Genomic DNA, 15,559 nt, shown 5'->3' with positions numbered 1-15,559 from the left:
CAATCTCTTTTTTGAAAATGAAATGTTAACGCTATCATAAACATAAAAAAAGACATTGCCAGAAAGCACTCGGTAAGGAACGCTTTTGGCAATGTCAGATTCATTAAAAGGATTAGTAAGCCAGGCTGAAAAGTCCTTTAATGTGTGTTAAGTAACGTACGTTACTTGCTTCTTTCATCAAGGAAGCAGGAAGACCTTTAAGCGGTGTAGAATTAGCACCAATGATGGCAACCGCGTCTTTGCGTCCAAGGCTTGCAAGTGTACCAGAGTTTACTGGCTTGAATGTTTCAAGCGTTTTGCCTTCCAGGTAAGCGAATAGGTTGTAACCGATCAGCTCACCCATTTGCCATGCGATTTGTGCAGTTGGCGGGTATGGACGGCCGTCTGGACCGAAGTAAACTGCGCTGTCTCCAGCAACGAATACATCTTCATGAGATGTAGATTGCAGGAAGTCATTTACAGTCGCGCGTCCGCGGTTCACTTCTAGACCTGATTCACCGACTAATGGGTTACCTTGTACGCCGCCAGTCCAAACAAATGTGTTGGCAACAACTTTAGATCCGTCTTTCAGATCGATTACGTTTCCTTCTACATTTGTAACAGGAAGACCTGTTAAGAACTCAACGCCGCGTTTTTCAAGGCTTGCAGTCGCACGCTCGATAAGATCATCCGGAAGAACAGGAAGGATCTTCGGACCTGCTTCAACAAGTTTCAATTTGATTTCTTTATGGTCTACGCCGTATTTTTTCGCAAGGTTCGGCATGATGTCAGCAAGCTCACCAACAAGCTCAACACCTGTTAAGCCGCCGCCGCCGATAAGGATTGTTGCATCTGCTTCGTTTTTCGTTTTAGAGTACTCGCGCACACGATCTTCAACATGCTGGAAGACTTTGTTCGCATCAGCAGCAGATTTCAATACCATGCTGTTTTCTTCAAGACCTGGGATGCCGAAGTAAGCCGTTACAGAACCAAGACCAACAACAAGCGCATCGTAAGTTAATGTAGAACCGTCAGCAAGCGCAACTTCTTTTTTATCAACAGAGAAAGAGCTTACTTCCGCAATTTTAAGATCAATGTCTTTGCCTTTGAAAAGTTTTTCTAATGGCATTGCAACCGCTTTTTCAGACACGTTGCCTGCAGCAAGGCGGTGTAATTCCGTAATGATTTGGTGAGTAGGGTATTTGTTTACCACTGTCACGCGTGCTTGTTCTTTTGTGTAATGTTTGCGAACTGTTAGAGCAGAAAGAACTCCGCCATAACCAGCGCCTAGAATGACAATATGTTTTGACATCGTATATCCTCCGTCCTTTATATCAATTTGAATCTGAGATTATTTTTGGTTTTCGCGTTCGTTCATGACTTCAAGGTAGCTGTTAGCAAAACGGAACAGCTTTTGAGCTTGAGGATCTTTCAGCATGCGAAGAAGGCCGAAAAGTCCAATTGTTTCGTTGCTTGCTTCCGCGCGGTCTTTTGCTTCAATCGCAGTCGCAGCTACTTCTTTCGCTGTTTCTTTTACAGGCTCGAGAATTTCAGTGATCGCACCGACTGTGTCGCTCTTTAACACTTCGTCAGTCGCTACAGACTGAGCGAAATCATAAGACTTCGTTAAAATATTCACTAACTCAGTCAGCTTCGGAAGCTGGTCAACTAAAACAGTCAATGATTCTTGAACTTCTGGCTTTAATAGCTGATCAATAAGATCTTGCTGGCTTTGGCTGACAGACGCATTTGTTTGATCGATTGTTTCTGGCATATCCAATTCTCCTTTACTATAAGCAGTTTGCTGATTTTTTTGGAAAGGGTAGTGCCTCTCCCTGTCTCACGCTTTTAAGGCATAAGAATAAGGATTGTGAATTCGTGCACAATCATTTACAAAAATAAATGTTTACTACCCAGTTTTTCATCTTGCCATATTCAGTATTATTTTTATCTAAAAATAAACAATTGAATAAGTCAAAATCCTTTACTCTCTCTGAAAATAGCAAACACAAAAAACTCCAATTCGATTACCTTCTATATGATAACACTTTTTGAACAAAATTTGAACGTGAATTGCTTCGATTATGAAATTAATTTATATGGAGCTCATGTCATATCGTTTCTGCGGCACTAGTTATTGACAATCCAGCAATTTCTCCCCTTCACTTTACCCATATTTCCAATAGAGGCTCTCTTTTTCCTGTGATCGGATCATTCGCCGGCAACGCCGCCTGCTTAATCTGTTTGAGCGCTTCCTCCCGCTCATTGGGCTTCCCCGTCTTCATATCATACTGAACGCCACCGGGATAGGCGCCAAGGACAGTAAAATCGGGACTTGAGCTGAGCTTTTTATGTCCGACTCCGGCTGGAATCACGACTGCGTCGCCTGATTTGAAAGGGATGGCAGCCCCTTTTTCTCCCCCAAACTGAATCACAGCCTCTCCCCTAAGGGCAATCAGGACTTCATGCGTATTGCTGTGATAATGATGGTATGGAAAAACACTCCCTGACCAGCTGTTTGACCAGCCATGCCGGATGACGATCCGCTCTGCCAGTCCGGTGTCCTTAAGCGCGTTTTGATACACCACGAGCGGAAAATCAGGGTGATTCGGAATCCTGCCGTCATCCGGAAAGAAGTATGTCTGTGTCTCTTTTCCCATCAATTTCACCTCCCTTTTTTGTCTTCCACACATAGCGGTTCGCAAAACATGATGTTTTTCTCATGATTCCATTGATCTGCATGATACCGAATAGTATAGTATAAAAAAATAATGCCAGAATGAGGGATATCATGAAAGCTATCGTTATCGGAATATTGGCTTCACTCTTTTTCGCCGTTACCTTTATATTAAACAGAGCGATGGAGTTATCAGGAGGCAGCTGGCTTTGGAGCTCTTCGCTGCGCTTTATTTTTATGGTGCCGTTTTTATGTTTGATTGTCATCATGAGAGGGACATTCACGCCTCTCTTACTAGAGATGAGGAAAAAGCCGTTTTATTGGATCAAATGGAGCTTCGTCGGCTTCGTGCTTTTTTACGCGCCGATTACATTTGCGGCTGCATACGGTCCGGGGTGGCTCATAGCCGGAACCTGGCAAATTACAATTGTAGCCGGGGTGCTCTTATCTCCTTTGTTTTATGTCAAACAAGATATGCCGGGCGGTCCGCAGCTCGTTCGCCAAAAGATTCCCCTGATTTCACTTGGCACTTCCATGATCATCCTGGTTGGAGCGGCTCTGATTCAGCTTCAGCATGCAGAATCGCTTTCTGGGAGGATGCTGCTTTTCAGTGTGCTACCGGTTGTCATTGCGGCTTTTGCCTATCCGTTAGGAAACAGGAGAATGCTCGAAGAATACGGAGGCCGGCTTGATACATTTCAGCGCGTGCTTGGAATGACATTGGCAAGCCTTCCATTCTGGATTATATTAGCAGCTTACGGCTGGTGGTCAGATGGCCTTCCAACAGCAAGTCAAACCGCTCAATCCTTTATCGTCGCCATCAGCTCAGGCATCATTGCGACGGTTTTATTTTTCTGGGCCACTGATATGGTAAGAGACAATCCGCAAAAACTCGCAGCTGTTGAAGCCACTCAATCTGGTGAAGTGATTTTCGCGCTGCTTGGTGAAATTGTTCTGCTGTCAGGCGTTTTCCCATCTCTATTATCATTTGCCGGTTTGTTCATTATAATAGCGGGGATGATGTTACATACCTTCGCTTCACAGCCGAGAAAACCGAAAAAGAAAGCACAGTCAAATCTGACTGCGTAGCATCTGCAGGAGAATGGGTGAAAGCCTGTTCTCCTTTATTTGTGCTACCAAAAGGAATCTGTTTCACGTTATAGTTAAATATAATGTCAGCCTACTTATATTGAAAGGTGATTATTGTAATGGAAGCAAACGATCAAACACAAAACATACCAGCCATCTCCTTCAGATCAGTCAGAAAAAGCTATAAACAAGATGGACAAACCTATGATGTGCTGCAGGATGTCACCGGAGACATTCAACAGGGCGCAATCGTAGCCGTTTTAGGTCCTTCCGGCTCAGGCAAAAGCACCCTCCTTTCTATGTGTAATTTAATGAGAACGCCTGACAGCGGCGAAGTCAACATATACGGAAAGGAAGTCAGAGAATGGAATGTCAATGAGCTGAGGCGAACGGCAGCCCTCGCGTTTCAATCGGCTCCCGTGCTCGACGGGACAGTGCGTGACAATTTAAGTCTTGTACAAAGGCTGCATCAATCCCAGCTGTACTCTCCTGAAAAGCTGGCTTCTCTTGCAGGGCTGCCGCCAGAGTTGTTAGACAGAAGCGCCAGAGACTTATCGGGCGGGCAGCGGCAAAGACTGTCACTGGCCAGAACGCTCTCAAATCCTTCCTCCATTCTATTGTTGGACGAAATCACATCGGCCTTGGACCCGGTTTCTGCTCTTGAGATTGAAGAACTGATCAAACGTCAGCATCAAGAGAAAAAATGGACAGTCATGTGGGTCACTCATAATATGGAGCAGGCAAAACGAATAGCCGATACCATTTGGTTTATGGCAGATGGCCGGCTGCTTGAAATCGCTGAAACCGAAACATTTTTCTCCGCTCCGCAGCATGAAGCAGCGAAAGAATTTTTGAAGGGAGGCACTCGGTAATGGATTACCTTTCTCTCTCTTTAACGATGATCTTTGTTTTGATCGCCTTGTTTTTATCAAAATCCTTTAAAGCAGGTGTAGAAAAAGACATGATTATCGCCACCATCCGGGCCGCGGTGCAGCTGCTTATCATCGGTTATGTTTTGTCGCTGATTTTTCGCGGAGACCACCCTGTTTTTATCCTGCTGATGGTGCTGTTAATGCTCGCGGTGGCGGCACAAAATGTCATCAAGCGAAAGAAAAATACAATCGGTTCGTTTTGGAGAGTGTTTGCCGCGTTAGCAATCGTAGAAATTGTGACGCAGGGAATTCTGCTGTCTCTTCATATCATTCCGCTTACGGCACGATATGTCATTCCGATCAGCGGGATGGTCATCGGAAATTCGATGGTGCTCTCGAGTTTGTTTCTAAACCGGCTTAACTCAGAAGTCGGCGTTCGCAAAGAAGAAATTCAATTAATATTGTCACTTGGCGGCACACCGAAGCAATCTATACAGCGCATTCTTACTTCAGCGATGAAAATGAGTATGATCCCGACGCTCGAAAGCCAGAAAACACTGGGGCTTGTCCAGCTTCCCGGCATGATGACAGGCCAGATTCTAGCCGGCGCGGACCCGATTCAGGCAGTACGCTTTCAACTCTTAATCGTGTTTACAACGATGGCCTCAGCCGCACTGACTTGTGTAATCTTAAGCGTGCTGACATACCCATCATTATTCACCGTTCATCAGCAGCTGAAGCAGAATGAATGACAGACAAAAGCCGCTTTCCGAGGGAAAAGCGGCTTTTTGTACTTGTTATTCCTTTTCTTCATAATACTTGGCCAGCTCAACAATCATCGCACCCATCCGCTCAATCTCTGGCGCAAGCAGTCTCGTAATGCCCTCTTCCCGTAGTGCTTCAGCAGTCACTTTTCCGACAGCAGCTGCGATGGCGCGTTCTTCGAATACCTTCTTTACTTCATTGATATAACCTCGCCCCTTAGCAAAATCAAACAGGGAACGAACCTGAATGGCCGTTGTAAAACAAACGGCATCGATCTCACCGTTCATCAGCTCTCGGCATAACCGCTCCACCGTTTCCTCCTCCGGCGGGATGTGCTGATAAGGCAGAATCGGCAGGACAGACGCGCCTTTTTCTTCAAGAAATGCCATGAGAGCCGGCGCTTTTTCGCCATGAAGCTGCACCATGACTGTTTTTCCTGAAAAGTCGTGAGGCTCCAAAGAACGGATTAAGCCTCTTGTTGTCCCGTCTTCATCCGAAGCTTCCGGTGTGATTCCAAGCTTTTTTAACGCAGACAGCGTTTTGTATCCCCGGCATGCAGCTTTCGCTTGGCGAATGGCCTGCAGAAACTCATCTTTCAGTCCGATTTTCTCTGCCATATCGACAAGAGTCTCCAACCCGATGCCTGTCGTGAAAATGACCCAGTCAGCTTTTTTTCCCTCCACAAACGTCCGCAAATCCGGCTCCACCTGCTTCTCTGCTAAGTAAACTGTACCTTGGAGAGGCCGGATGACAGGTATTCCGCCCTGTTTTTCAATGATTGTACTGATTTCTTCCGTTTTTCGTGAGCCACCGATTGCCACACGTTTTCCAAGTAACCCTTTTCCCATACCCGTTTCCTCTCCTCTTTGCACATTCTTTTATGTATACAAACGTAATAAAGCTATTTTGGCGCAAACCAAGGGAGAAATCAAGATAAACCCAACCTCTAAAATCCATTGAATACGCCGGAAGCTTGCTGTAAGATAAACAGCAGACACGTCTTGTAACGGAGGGACGACATGGAAACAAAAAAAGAAGAATATGAAACAAAAGGCTACGATACATCGATTGTTTACGAATTCAATGAATATCCGGACGCCCGCAGCGGGCGCTGCGACAACTGTGATTACACACTGTTCAAAAGCTCTGTAAAAGGCGGAAAATTTCTTAGAGAATGCCGGAGATGCGGGATGAAAAAAAATATTTAAACAGAAAACCGAAATCAAATTGATTTCGGTTTTTATGTTTTTACTGCGGGACAGCGGATTTTTTCATAAACGCTTCAATCTCAGCTGCCGCACGCTCCGCTCCGCCAGCTTCTTTTACATCCTTTTGCATATTCTTGACGCGGCTGAGCAGCTCTTGATCACTGGATACAGCCTGAACCGCTTCCTGCAGGCTGGAAACAGTCACTTCCTCTTTCGGCAAATAAACGCCAAGGCCTAATTCATCAACCCGATTTGCAGTGAGCTCTTGCTCGTACATTTGCGGAATGACGACAAGTGGCACACCTGCGTTCATCGCTTCCATCGTACTGTTCATCCCGCCATGAGAGATGAACAAATCAGCTTTCTCTAACACCTCAAGCTGTGGCACACTTTGGCGAATGGTAAAGTTAGCAGGAATATCCTCCAAGCTTTCTGGATCAATCGTTTTCCCAACCGACATGATCACTTGCCATGAAGAATCCCGAAATGCCTTGATGCACATCTTGTAAAATTCCGGCCATGCGTTAAACGCCGTACCCAAAGAAATCAGCATAAGCGGGCGATCATCCTTGTCAATCAACAGGCTTTCTTTTTCCTTCCGTTCTCTGAGAGAGGGGCCGACAAAACAGAAACGGTCATCGAACGTCTCATGCTGAATCTGAAAAGACTTCGGCATAAAGACAATATTTAATGCTTCCGGCACAGCTAACTGTTCAAATGAAACAGCCGGCAACTTCTCTTGCTCCAAGTAGGCTTTAAATTCAGCTTCTGCTTCTCTTATTTTTTTCAGCATGTCTTCATTTCCTAACTGAAAGGATTCATTTTGGGCATATGACGAACAGAGCTTAATGACCGGAACATTAAGCTTTTCAGCAAATAATTTACCAGCCAGCGCAACAAAGTCATAGATGATCAGATCAGGCTGATCATCCTTATATAACTCCTCAAGCTGTGGCAGAATGCTGAGTGATTCTTTCAAAAGGCTGAGGGGCGCGTCATTCTTTTCCATCATCTCCCTGATTTGCTTAGGATCAATATTCAAGGATGTATGATAGAGCAATGCCTCGCCACCGGCTTGCTGAACAGCGGGTGCAAACTCCTCAGTCGTCGCGTACGTGACACGATGCCCTTTCTCACAAAGCTTCTCTACTAAAGCAAGCGTAGGATTGACATGTCCGTACGCCGGGATATTGATCATCGAAATATGGTACTTTTTCATGAATCTCCAGTCTCCTTATCTATTACATTTTCACACGGAAGCTCTTTAATCCGTATATCACACTGTTTTCAATCGGAGTGATACTGACGCACTCCATATGAGGAAAAGCAGAAATCAAAGACGTTAACGCGATATTTGCTTCAAGACGGGCAAGCGGAGCCCCAAGGCAAAAATGGATGCCATGGCCAAACGCAATATGCGGGTTGGGATGGCGGCGGATATCAAACATGTGCGGTCTGTCAAACTTTGCTTCATCACGATTTGCCGATGCCACAAACGCCAAAACCATATCACCTTCTTTAATCAGGTGCTCCCCGATCTCCGTATCCCGCTTGGCAATGCGCCTCAAAACCGGGGCTGGCGCTCTGAAACGCAGGGCTTCCTCCACTGCCTGAGGCATCAGTTCAGGATGGCTGCGCAGTTCCTCGTAAACGCCTGGCGTTTCTAATATGCTGTATATCGCATTTGAAATCAGGTTTGTAGTGGTTTCATTTCCGGCCACCAGCAGCAGCGTGCAAAACGGAATCAGCTCTTCACCGGACAGCTTCTTGCCGGTTTCTTCCGCTTCCACTAAAATAGAAATAATATCCTGTGCCGGTTTGTTTCGCTTTTCTTCTATGATGCCGGCAAAAAACGCAGCCAGTTCTTCCTCACACTTATCTCGTTCTTCCAAAAAGGCTTTTTCAGCTTCTTCACTTTTATCCTTCGGTGTACTGACCAGAAGATCAGACCATGCTTTAAACTGATCCATATGCGCTGAAGGCACTCCCAGCAGCTCAGATATCACAATAACCGGAAGCGGGTATGAAAAATCGTGCACAAGGTCAAACTCACTGCGCCCCTGAAATTTTTGAATCAGTTCATCTGTGATTTCTTGAATTCTCGGTTCCCATTGCTTCATCACGCGCGGAGTAAAGGCTTTATTCACGACTGAACGGATTTTTGTATGCTTCGGCGGGTCCATGTTAATGATGGAATTTCCAATAGAGCTTGTCTGCTGCGGCATGTAACTGGAAAACAACTCTTTATCCCCAACAACTTTTTTGACATCATCATAAAGAAAAACGCTCCACACTTGGTTTTCTTCATCAAAGGAAACAGGCGCATCCTTTCTCATCGATTCGTACCATGGAAACGGATGATACGCATCCTGTTTGTTTTTCCCATTGAGCAGCGCTCGCTGCAAGGCTTGCCGGCGGTTTAACACACTCATTATGGTCACTCCCTTGAAAAAATTCAGCAATTAATGTTCCACTTCACCTCCCGCTTTCGAAAAAGAGAGGGACTACCACAAATAATTAAATTGATAACAGCAGGCAGGCGATCACAATGTTCGATGCAGGCATCATATATTCCCCCTCGAATTTCGTTCATCTTACCATAATCTTTCAATTTTTTTCTATTCTGCACTGCTGTTTTGGCTCACAACGTGACCTTAGGCATAAGCACGCAAATCCAATATGGATTCAATTGCACCGCTCCGCTCAAAAAACGTCTCTGTTTTCAACCAAATGCACTAACTCCAAAAATGACTTTCCCATTATGTAAAATAATTTGGTTCTATGATTAAATAGAAGGTAAAAGGTGAAGGAGAGAACAACGTGGCAGCACAGACTGATTACAAAAAACAAGTTGTCGGAATCCTACTTTCACTTGCATTCGTACTCTTTGTGTTCTCTTTTTCTGAGAGACATGAAAAACCGCTTGTTGAGGGAAAAAAACAGGAAAACTGGCATACTGTCGTCGACAAAGCCTCTGTCAAAATTTATGGCAGCCGATTAGTTGAAGAAAACAAATTAAAGCAAAAACTCGGCCATAAACAAGCCGATTCTATTTTGACCCTTCTGAAACTCGCCAACGAAAAACACATTACATTATAAAAAAGAAAGAGCCCATTGGCTCTTTCTTTTTTAGTCAAATATCGTTTTCTTGTCCGGATGGCGCAAAAAGTCAAACAGCATGCTAAGCTGTGAGGGTGTGTTTCGTTTAGGAGAAAGCGGCGGGAGGCTGTCTTCCGGAAAAAAAGCGGCATGATTCGTCTCGATCCCTGTTTTCCCCTGCCCGCCCGTCATGCTGCATGCGATGAAGATTTTATAATAGTGATAAGGCTGAGGGGGATGAGAGTGTTTATGGCTGTCTAGCACGGCCAGCAATCGAGACGGCTCCGTATCGTACCCCGACTCTTCTTTGATTTCCTTGACGACGTTTTCAGCTGGCGATAAACCAATCTCGCAAAATCCACCCGGCAGCGACCACAGCTCATCATGCTTCTCCCGGACAAGCAAAATCTGATTCTCTTGAAATACTGCGCCGCGCACATCCGCTTTCGGTGTCGGATAGCCGCTCTCCCTTTTCCATAAATCAGTGATAACTTCAATGTCCGTCTGTGAGTAATCCGCCATCATTTCCGCGCTGAGCTTCATTAGCTCTTCGTACCTCTCCCTGTCGTACACATCCTTGGAAAAAGCAAGCCCCGCCTGTGCGATCGCCCGAATCCGCTGTACCCGTTCCAGCCATTTGGTTTGCACTTTTATCACTCATCCTTTCAAGTCAAGTTTCGCTATAAAAAATGCACGTTTTCCACAGATGAAAAACGTGCAACTGTAAATTAGCTTCTAATCTAACTTCACCAAGTAATCAATATCGTCCTTTACTCTCTCTTCTGTATTACTGCTATTTGTATCAGCTAAAAACGGATTATATACCAGTGTGTAATGTTTCTGTTCTCCTTTAGGGATGACATAACTGAGTACACCTGTAACCTTTTTCCCCGATACTAGTGTTCCTCCCATAAGGATTCTGCCCTTCTCTTCTATAGAAAAAACAGGCCGCACTGATTGATCATTCTTATCTCTTAAATCAAACCCGATAAAATTGTAGCTTATTGAATCTTCCCCTATATTTTCCATCGTAACTTCTATAATAAGCCGTTCCTCATCATCTTTTATTGTTTTTGTCTCCTCATTTACAGCTCCGCCAACATTCATATATTCACCTTTTTGCACTCTATCAACTTTATTCACTGTAAAATTCGTATGTCCTGCTTTAAATGTTTCTCCTATTTTATGTATTTGATCATCTTTTTTGGTCTTCGGCTCACCGCCTTTTTTCAATTCCTTATCAAGTTCCTTTTCAAGCTCTTCTTGCGATTTTTTCTCTTTCGGTTTTTCCTTCTCTGACGCATCGCTCGATTGGCTGCACGCTGAAAGCGCTAACCCGATCGTCAAGACAAATAATAGTAATAAGACTTTTTTCATGATTGTTCCCCCATCTAAAGTAATCGATTTCTATTATAATCAGATTTTTCCTTTTCTTAACAGGTAAGAAAGTAACGATTATTTCTATCTCATTCATCACAATCTTACTTCTTCCTAGTATTTGAATATTTTTTACTAGTCCATTAGACCTTTTCATCAAAAAAACCCGAGCTGGCTGAAGCCGCTCGGGTGGGAGGTCAATCTCGCTTGTTCATTCCTCTTTTCTCTCGAGGTTCCTGATGATGTTTTTGGTGTTCCGGAGGCTGCGTCGTGCGTTCCAGCTCCTTTGTATCTTGTCCCATTCCTTTTAAAAAGGAAAAGAGTAGTGTAATTGATTTGTTGATTTCTGGGTCTTTTAGCGAGCGGATAATATCAAAATAACCTGTCTTTTCTTCACTGTTTTTCTGCTCTACAGCGCTTGCCACACCCGCATTCACTTTCAAAATGAGGGGCTCCAGCTGCTTCACGTCCAGCATGCCCAGTGTCCCAAACAGAAGAAGCAGATTTTTCAGCGTATTGGCTGTTTCCTCTGTATCTGCCTTTTTCACCAGGATATCAAGAACTTTATCCCCTTGGCCAAAAAGGCCGCGGAGCAACGGCAGGACACCGCGCTCGTTCATATGGCCCAGCATATGCAAGGTTTCGAGAATCGCTTCTTTGTGGTCAATTAGAGCATCTTCAATTTCCCGCAAATCACGCTTTCGCTGATCCTCTTCTGTTACCTCGATTTTTTGGATTCGTTTAATCGCTTTAGCCATTATGGCCCACCCCCCTTTTCACAGCGTCACCAGGGAAAATATAATCCTTCCGCGCCCATTTCTTATGAACCTGCACACCGATTTGCGGCTGCGGATTGCCGTTGCGGTGGTTGATCTTAGGCAGCGGGCTGATTCCGTCGTGCTTCAAAATTTCCATTTTGGCCGATGTTTCCTTGTAAGCAGGCGTATCGGTATCCTTATCGGCATGGCTGCCTGTTAACAGGTTGATCGCCGCTTCCCCTGAATCGTTCATTGGCAGATATACTTCCTTCCCTTTGACTCGATCAGTAATCAGGCACTTCACTTTGACATTTCCGAAAGGCGATGTGAGTCTGACGAGGGTTCCGTCCTGAATCCCTCGTTCTGCCGCAAGCTCAGAAGAAATTTCTAAGAACACTTCCGGTGTTTTTTCCGAAATCCCTTTTGATTTGTAAGTCAGGTTCCCTTCGTGGAAGTGCTCCAAGAGCCGCCCATTGTTGACATGGATATCATATTCCTCACCGAATTCCTCAGGCTCTGTCCACTGGACAGGGTAGAGAATGGCCTTGCCGTCCGGGAAAGGGAAGCGCTCTGTAAAGAGTAAAGGCGAATCCTTTCCATCAGCGTTTACAGGCCATTGCAGGGAATTATAGCCCTCAAGACGTTCATAGGTGACACCGGCATAAATCGGCGACAGCTTGGCTGCTTCCTCCATAATGTCTGCAGGATGCTTATAGTGCCAGTCGGCGCCAAGCTTATTGGCAACCTCCATAATAATCTGCCAATCCGGCTTTGATTCACCCAGCGGTTCAAATACCTGATACAAACGCTGAATCCGGCGTTCTGTGTTTGTAAACGTTCCTTCTTTTTCAAGGCTTGGGCTCGCAGGAAGAACCACATCAGCAAACTCCGCTGTACGTGAAAGGAAAATGTCCTGCACCACAAAGAAATCAAGCTTTTCATATGCGGCGTGTACATGATTGATATTGGAATCCACCAGGCCCATTTCTTCACCTTTTACATACATCGCTTTCAACTGTCCGGAATGGATTTTTTCAATCATTTCGTGGTTGGTCATACCCGGCTCCTTCGGCAGCGGCACACCCCACACACGCTCGTATTTTTGGCGGACTTGTTCATCCGTCACTTTTTCATAGCCTGGCATTCTGTCAGGCATACTCCCGAAGTCACTTGCTCCCTGCACGTTATTATGACCGCGCAATGGGTAAGAACCTGCTCCCGGTTTTCCGTAGTTTCCTGTCACAAGCAGCAGGTTAGAGATCGCCGTGCTCGTGTCGCTTCCTCCAATGTGCTGTGTCACGCCCATCGCCCACAATGCGCACACACTGTCAGCTTGCCCGATCATCTCTGCCATTTGGATAAGGGTTTCTTGATCAATCCCGGTTTTCTCCTCAGCATATTCAAGTGTGTACGGCGCGAGGCTTTTTACATATTCATCCCGTCCGTTCACTCTTTCTCTCAAAAATCGTTCATCGGCCTTGCCGTTTTCTATTAAATATTTGGCGATCGCATTCAGCCAGACGATATCCGATCCGGCACGCGGCTGGACAAATAAATCTGAGCGCTCTGCCATTTCGTGCTTTCTGATATCCGCGACGATCACTTTCTGCCCTCTCAGCTTATGAGCCCGTTTAATGCGAGTGGATAAGACTGGATGCGACTCAGACGTGTTCGAACCGATAATCAAAACAAGGTCCGCTTGCGCGATATCTGTAATTGATCCTGAATCACCGCCATAGCCGACTGTCCGGAACAGGCCGGCAGTCGCAGGAGATTGGCAATAGCGAGAGCAGTTGTCCACATTATTTGTGCCAATGACCCCTCTGGCCAGCTTTTGCATAAGATACGATTCTTCATTTGTACATTTAGAAGATGTAATAAAAGCGAGAGAATCCGGGCCAAACGCCTCTTTTAATTCAGTGAACTTGCTGGCGATCAGCGATAACGCCTCCTCCCACTCTGCTTCACGGAAATGGTCACCTTCACGGATCAGCGGCTTTGTCAGGCGTTCTTCGCTGTTGACGAAATCCCAGCCGAACTTGCCTTTCACACAAGTAGAAATGCCGTTGGCTGGCGCTTCCTCCTGTGGCTCTACTTTCAGAATGTCTCTGCCCCTTGTCCAGACATCAAAGCTGCAGCCGACGCCGCAATACGTGCAGACGGTTTTCGTTTTTTTGATTCGTTCATCGCGCATAGCAGATTCCATATCAGAAATCGCGAGAATCGAGCCGTAGCCTGTCTCTACGCCTTTCGTGATCTCGATCATCGGTCGCAGCGTTTCGTTATTGATGCCTGTTAAATATCCGGCTTCCCCTTCCATTCCTTTTTCCATCATCGCGTTGCACGGACAGACCGTTGAACAATGGCCGCATGACACACATGACGACTCATTGATCGGCACGTCGTTATCCCAAATGACGCGCGGGCGTTTCCGCTCCCAGTCAATGGTCAGCGTTTCAGTTACCTGAACGTCCTGGCATACTTCAACACAGCGTCCGCACAAAATACATTGATCTGGATCATACCGATAAAACGGATGGGATTCATCCTTATGGTATGGCTTGTGATCAAACGGAATGCTTTGGTGATTGATTTTCATTTCCTTCACCGTATTATGTATTTCGCATCCCCCATTGTTGTAATCGCAAACTGTACAATAAAGCTCATGATTATATAAAATCTTGTCCATCCCGATGACCTGCGCTTTTTTCACGTCAGGTGAGAGCGTATCAATGATATCCCCATCCTTTAATTCAGCGGAGCACGACCTCTTCAGCTCACCATTGATGCTGACGATGCACGTATCACATGTTTCAATCGGTCCTAAGCTTGGATGATAGCAAACTTGCGGCACTTCAATCGAGCTGTTATTCAAAAGCTGCAGCACCGTCTGTTCCTCGGACGCTTCCATTTCAACGCCGTTTACTGTGATTTTTTTCTTGCCAGCCATCTCCATTCCCCTTTCTTGCTTTATATACCGAATTACCTATTTCAGTTCCCTTACAACAACTCAATAAAACATACAAAGCGCACTCACATGTTTTATTGCACTAACACCGGGAAACGGGATGGTAGATCAATAAGGAGGGATCAACATGAAAAAGACAATGTCTGCTATAACCGCGGCAGCAGCAGTAACAAGCTGTTTTACCGGCTTTGGGGCTGCGTCCTTTTCAGCACCGGCAAAGGCCGCAGCTCAAACAAACACACTCTCAGAAAACACGAATCAATCAGCCGCCGAGCTTGTCAAAAACCTTTACAACACCGCCTATAAAGGGGAAATGCCTCAGCAGGCGCAAGGCCTTACCATTAACAAAAGCACAAAAGCGGATGTCCACGCTGCGTTTGGGGAACCGGAAAGACCAGGCGGGGGAGACAATCGATTTGATTTATATCACTGGAATATGGGACAGCCGGGCTACGGATTTTCCTATCATAAAGACATGACAATTTCAGAAATCCGCTACTTTGGAACCGGTGTGGAACGGCAGCTGAATTTAGGCGGAGTTACGCCGGAAGTGCTGCAGAAGCAATTAGGACCAGCAAATCGGGTGTTAACCGTTCCGTTTACCGATGAAATCGATTATGTATATGATACAGGCCGCTATGAACTCCATTTTGTAATAGGCACGGATCAGACAGCCGACCATGTAAACCTAAAAGCAAAATAAACACCCTACGCGGCTATTCAGCCGCTTTTTTAGTGGACAAATAAAAGATATATTTCTTACAATA

General features: G+C 45.5%; 16 protein-coding genes. 6 read left to right on the top strand and 10 right to left on the bottom strand.

Annotated features, from left to right (window positions below):
* Nucleotides 1-112 precede the first annotated feature (112 nt).
* From WA279_RS18850 to WA279_RS18840, 3 genes are all read right to left on the bottom strand, one after another.
* Nucleotides 113-1,291: an NAD(P)/FAD-dependent oxidoreductase gene (locus tag WA279_RS18850; protein ID WP_003232765.1), complete on the bottom strand. Its 1,179-nt coding sequence runs from the start codon at nucleotides 1,289-1,291 to the stop codon at nucleotides 113-115.
* A 39-nt stretch (nucleotides 1,292-1,330) separates the two neighbouring features.
* A complete protein-coding gene (locus WA279_RS18845; RefSeq protein WP_003220510.1) occupies nucleotides 1,331-1,753 on the bottom strand; it encodes a DUF1641 domain-containing protein in 423 nt (140 codons plus the stop codon).
* 388 nt (nucleotides 1,754-2,141) lie between these two features.
* Nucleotides 2,142-2,639: a cupin domain-containing protein gene (locus WA279_RS18840; protein ID WP_327829612.1), complete on the bottom strand. Its 498-nt coding sequence runs from the start codon at nucleotides 2,637-2,639 to the stop codon at nucleotides 2,142-2,144.
* Between the two features lie 131 nt (nucleotides 2,640-2,770).
* Between WA279_RS18840 and WA279_RS18835 the strand changes: the two genes are divergently transcribed.
* From WA279_RS18835 to WA279_RS18825, 3 genes are all read left to right on the top strand, one after another.
* Nucleotides 2,771-3,745: a DMT family transporter gene (locus tag WA279_RS18835; protein ID WP_251186973.1), complete on the top strand. Its 975-nt coding sequence runs from the start codon at nucleotides 2,771-2,773 to the stop codon at nucleotides 3,743-3,745.
* 119 nt (nucleotides 3,746-3,864) lie between these two features.
* On the top strand, nucleotides 3,865-4,617 hold the full coding sequence (locus WA279_RS18830) for an ABC transporter ATP-binding protein (RefSeq protein WP_041333936.1): 753 nt from the start codon (nucleotides 3,865-3,867) through the stop codon (nucleotides 4,615-4,617).
* Nucleotides 4,617-5,369 (top strand): ABC transporter permease, encoded by a 753-nt coding sequence (locus WA279_RS18825; protein WP_003232776.1) that lies wholly within the window; start codon nucleotides 4,617-4,619, stop codon nucleotides 5,367-5,369. The genes WA279_RS18830 and WA279_RS18825 overlap by 1 nt, the downstream gene beginning before the upstream one ends.
* Before the next feature lie 45 nt (nucleotides 5,370-5,414).
* On the opposite strand, the gene WA279_RS18820 is transcribed toward WA279_RS18825, so the two are convergent.
* Nucleotides 5,415-6,230 carry a uroporphyrinogen-III synthase gene (locus tag WA279_RS18820; protein ID WP_047182466.1) on the bottom strand — a complete coding sequence of 272 codons (816 nt, stop codon included), beginning with the start codon at nucleotides 6,228-6,230 and terminating at the stop codon, nucleotides 5,415-5,417.
* A gap of 171 nt (nucleotides 6,231-6,401) precedes the next feature.
* Here WA279_RS18820 and WA279_RS18815 point away from each other — a divergent pair, with 171 nt between their 5' ends.
* A complete protein-coding gene (locus WA279_RS18815; RefSeq protein WP_003232781.1) occupies nucleotides 6,402-6,590 on the top strand; it encodes a hypothetical protein in 189 nt (62 codons plus the stop codon).
* Between the two features lie 40 nt (nucleotides 6,591-6,630).
* Here the strand turns inward: WA279_RS18815 and WA279_RS18810 are convergent, their stop codons facing one another.
* Both WA279_RS18810 and yjiB read right to left on the bottom strand, forming a co-directional pair.
* Complete coding sequence (locus WA279_RS18810) at nucleotides 6,631-7,809, bottom strand: glycosyltransferase (protein ID WP_336156320.1); 1,179 nt, start codon at nucleotides 7,807-7,809, stop codon at nucleotides 6,631-6,633.
* Between the two features lie 22 nt (nucleotides 7,810-7,831).
* Complete coding sequence (gene yjiB, locus WA279_RS18805) at nucleotides 7,832-9,022, bottom strand: monooxygenase YjiB (RefSeq protein WP_336156319.1); 1,191 nt, start codon at nucleotides 9,020-9,022, stop codon at nucleotides 7,832-7,834.
* 388 nt (nucleotides 9,023-9,410) lie between these two features.
* Between yjiB and WA279_RS18800 the strand changes: the two genes are divergently transcribed.
* Entirely contained in the window at nucleotides 9,411-9,689 is a 279-nt protein-coding gene (locus WA279_RS18800; RefSeq protein WP_003232791.1) for a hypothetical protein, read from the top strand.
* Between the two features lie 30 nt (nucleotides 9,690-9,719).
* Here the strand turns inward: WA279_RS18800 and WA279_RS18795 are convergent, their stop codons facing one another.
* From WA279_RS18795 to fdhF, 4 genes are all read right to left on the bottom strand, one after another.
* Entirely contained in the window at nucleotides 9,720-10,346 is a 627-nt protein-coding gene (locus WA279_RS18795) for an NUDIX hydrolase (protein WP_336156317.1), read from the bottom strand.
* A 78-nt stretch (nucleotides 10,347-10,424) separates the two neighbouring features.
* Nucleotides 10,425-11,066, bottom strand: coding sequence for a DUF4352 domain-containing protein (locus WA279_RS18790; RefSeq protein ID WP_003244850.1), 642 nt, complete (start codon nucleotides 11,064-11,066; stop codon nucleotides 10,425-10,427).
* 197 nt (nucleotides 11,067-11,263) lie between these two features.
* Entirely contained in the window at nucleotides 11,264-11,824 is a 561-nt protein-coding gene (locus WA279_RS18785) for a DUF1641 domain-containing protein (RefSeq protein WP_003232799.1), read from the bottom strand.
* Complete coding sequence (gene fdhF, locus WA279_RS18780) at nucleotides 11,817-14,774, bottom strand: formate dehydrogenase subunit alpha (RefSeq protein ID WP_336156316.1); 2,958 nt, start codon at nucleotides 14,772-14,774, stop codon at nucleotides 11,817-11,819. Before fdhF ends, WA279_RS18785 begins: the two co-directional genes overlap by 8 nt.
* A 145-nt stretch (nucleotides 14,775-14,919) precedes the next feature.
* Between fdhF and WA279_RS18775 the strand changes: the two genes are divergently transcribed.
* Nucleotides 14,920-15,495: a YjgB family protein gene (locus WA279_RS18775; RefSeq protein ID WP_336156315.1), complete on the top strand. Its 576-nt coding sequence runs from the start codon at nucleotides 14,920-14,922 to the stop codon at nucleotides 15,493-15,495.
* The last annotated feature ends 64 nt before the right edge of the window (nucleotides 15,496-15,559 follow it).

The sequence above is a fragment of the Bacillus sp. 204(2023) genome (assembly GCF_037027505.1).
Classification (GTDB): Bacteria; Bacillota; Bacilli; order Bacillales; family Bacillaceae; genus Bacillus; species Bacillus subtilis.
Note: the sequence above shows the minus strand (reverse complement) of the source record. Positions and strands in the feature narration are given on the sequence as shown.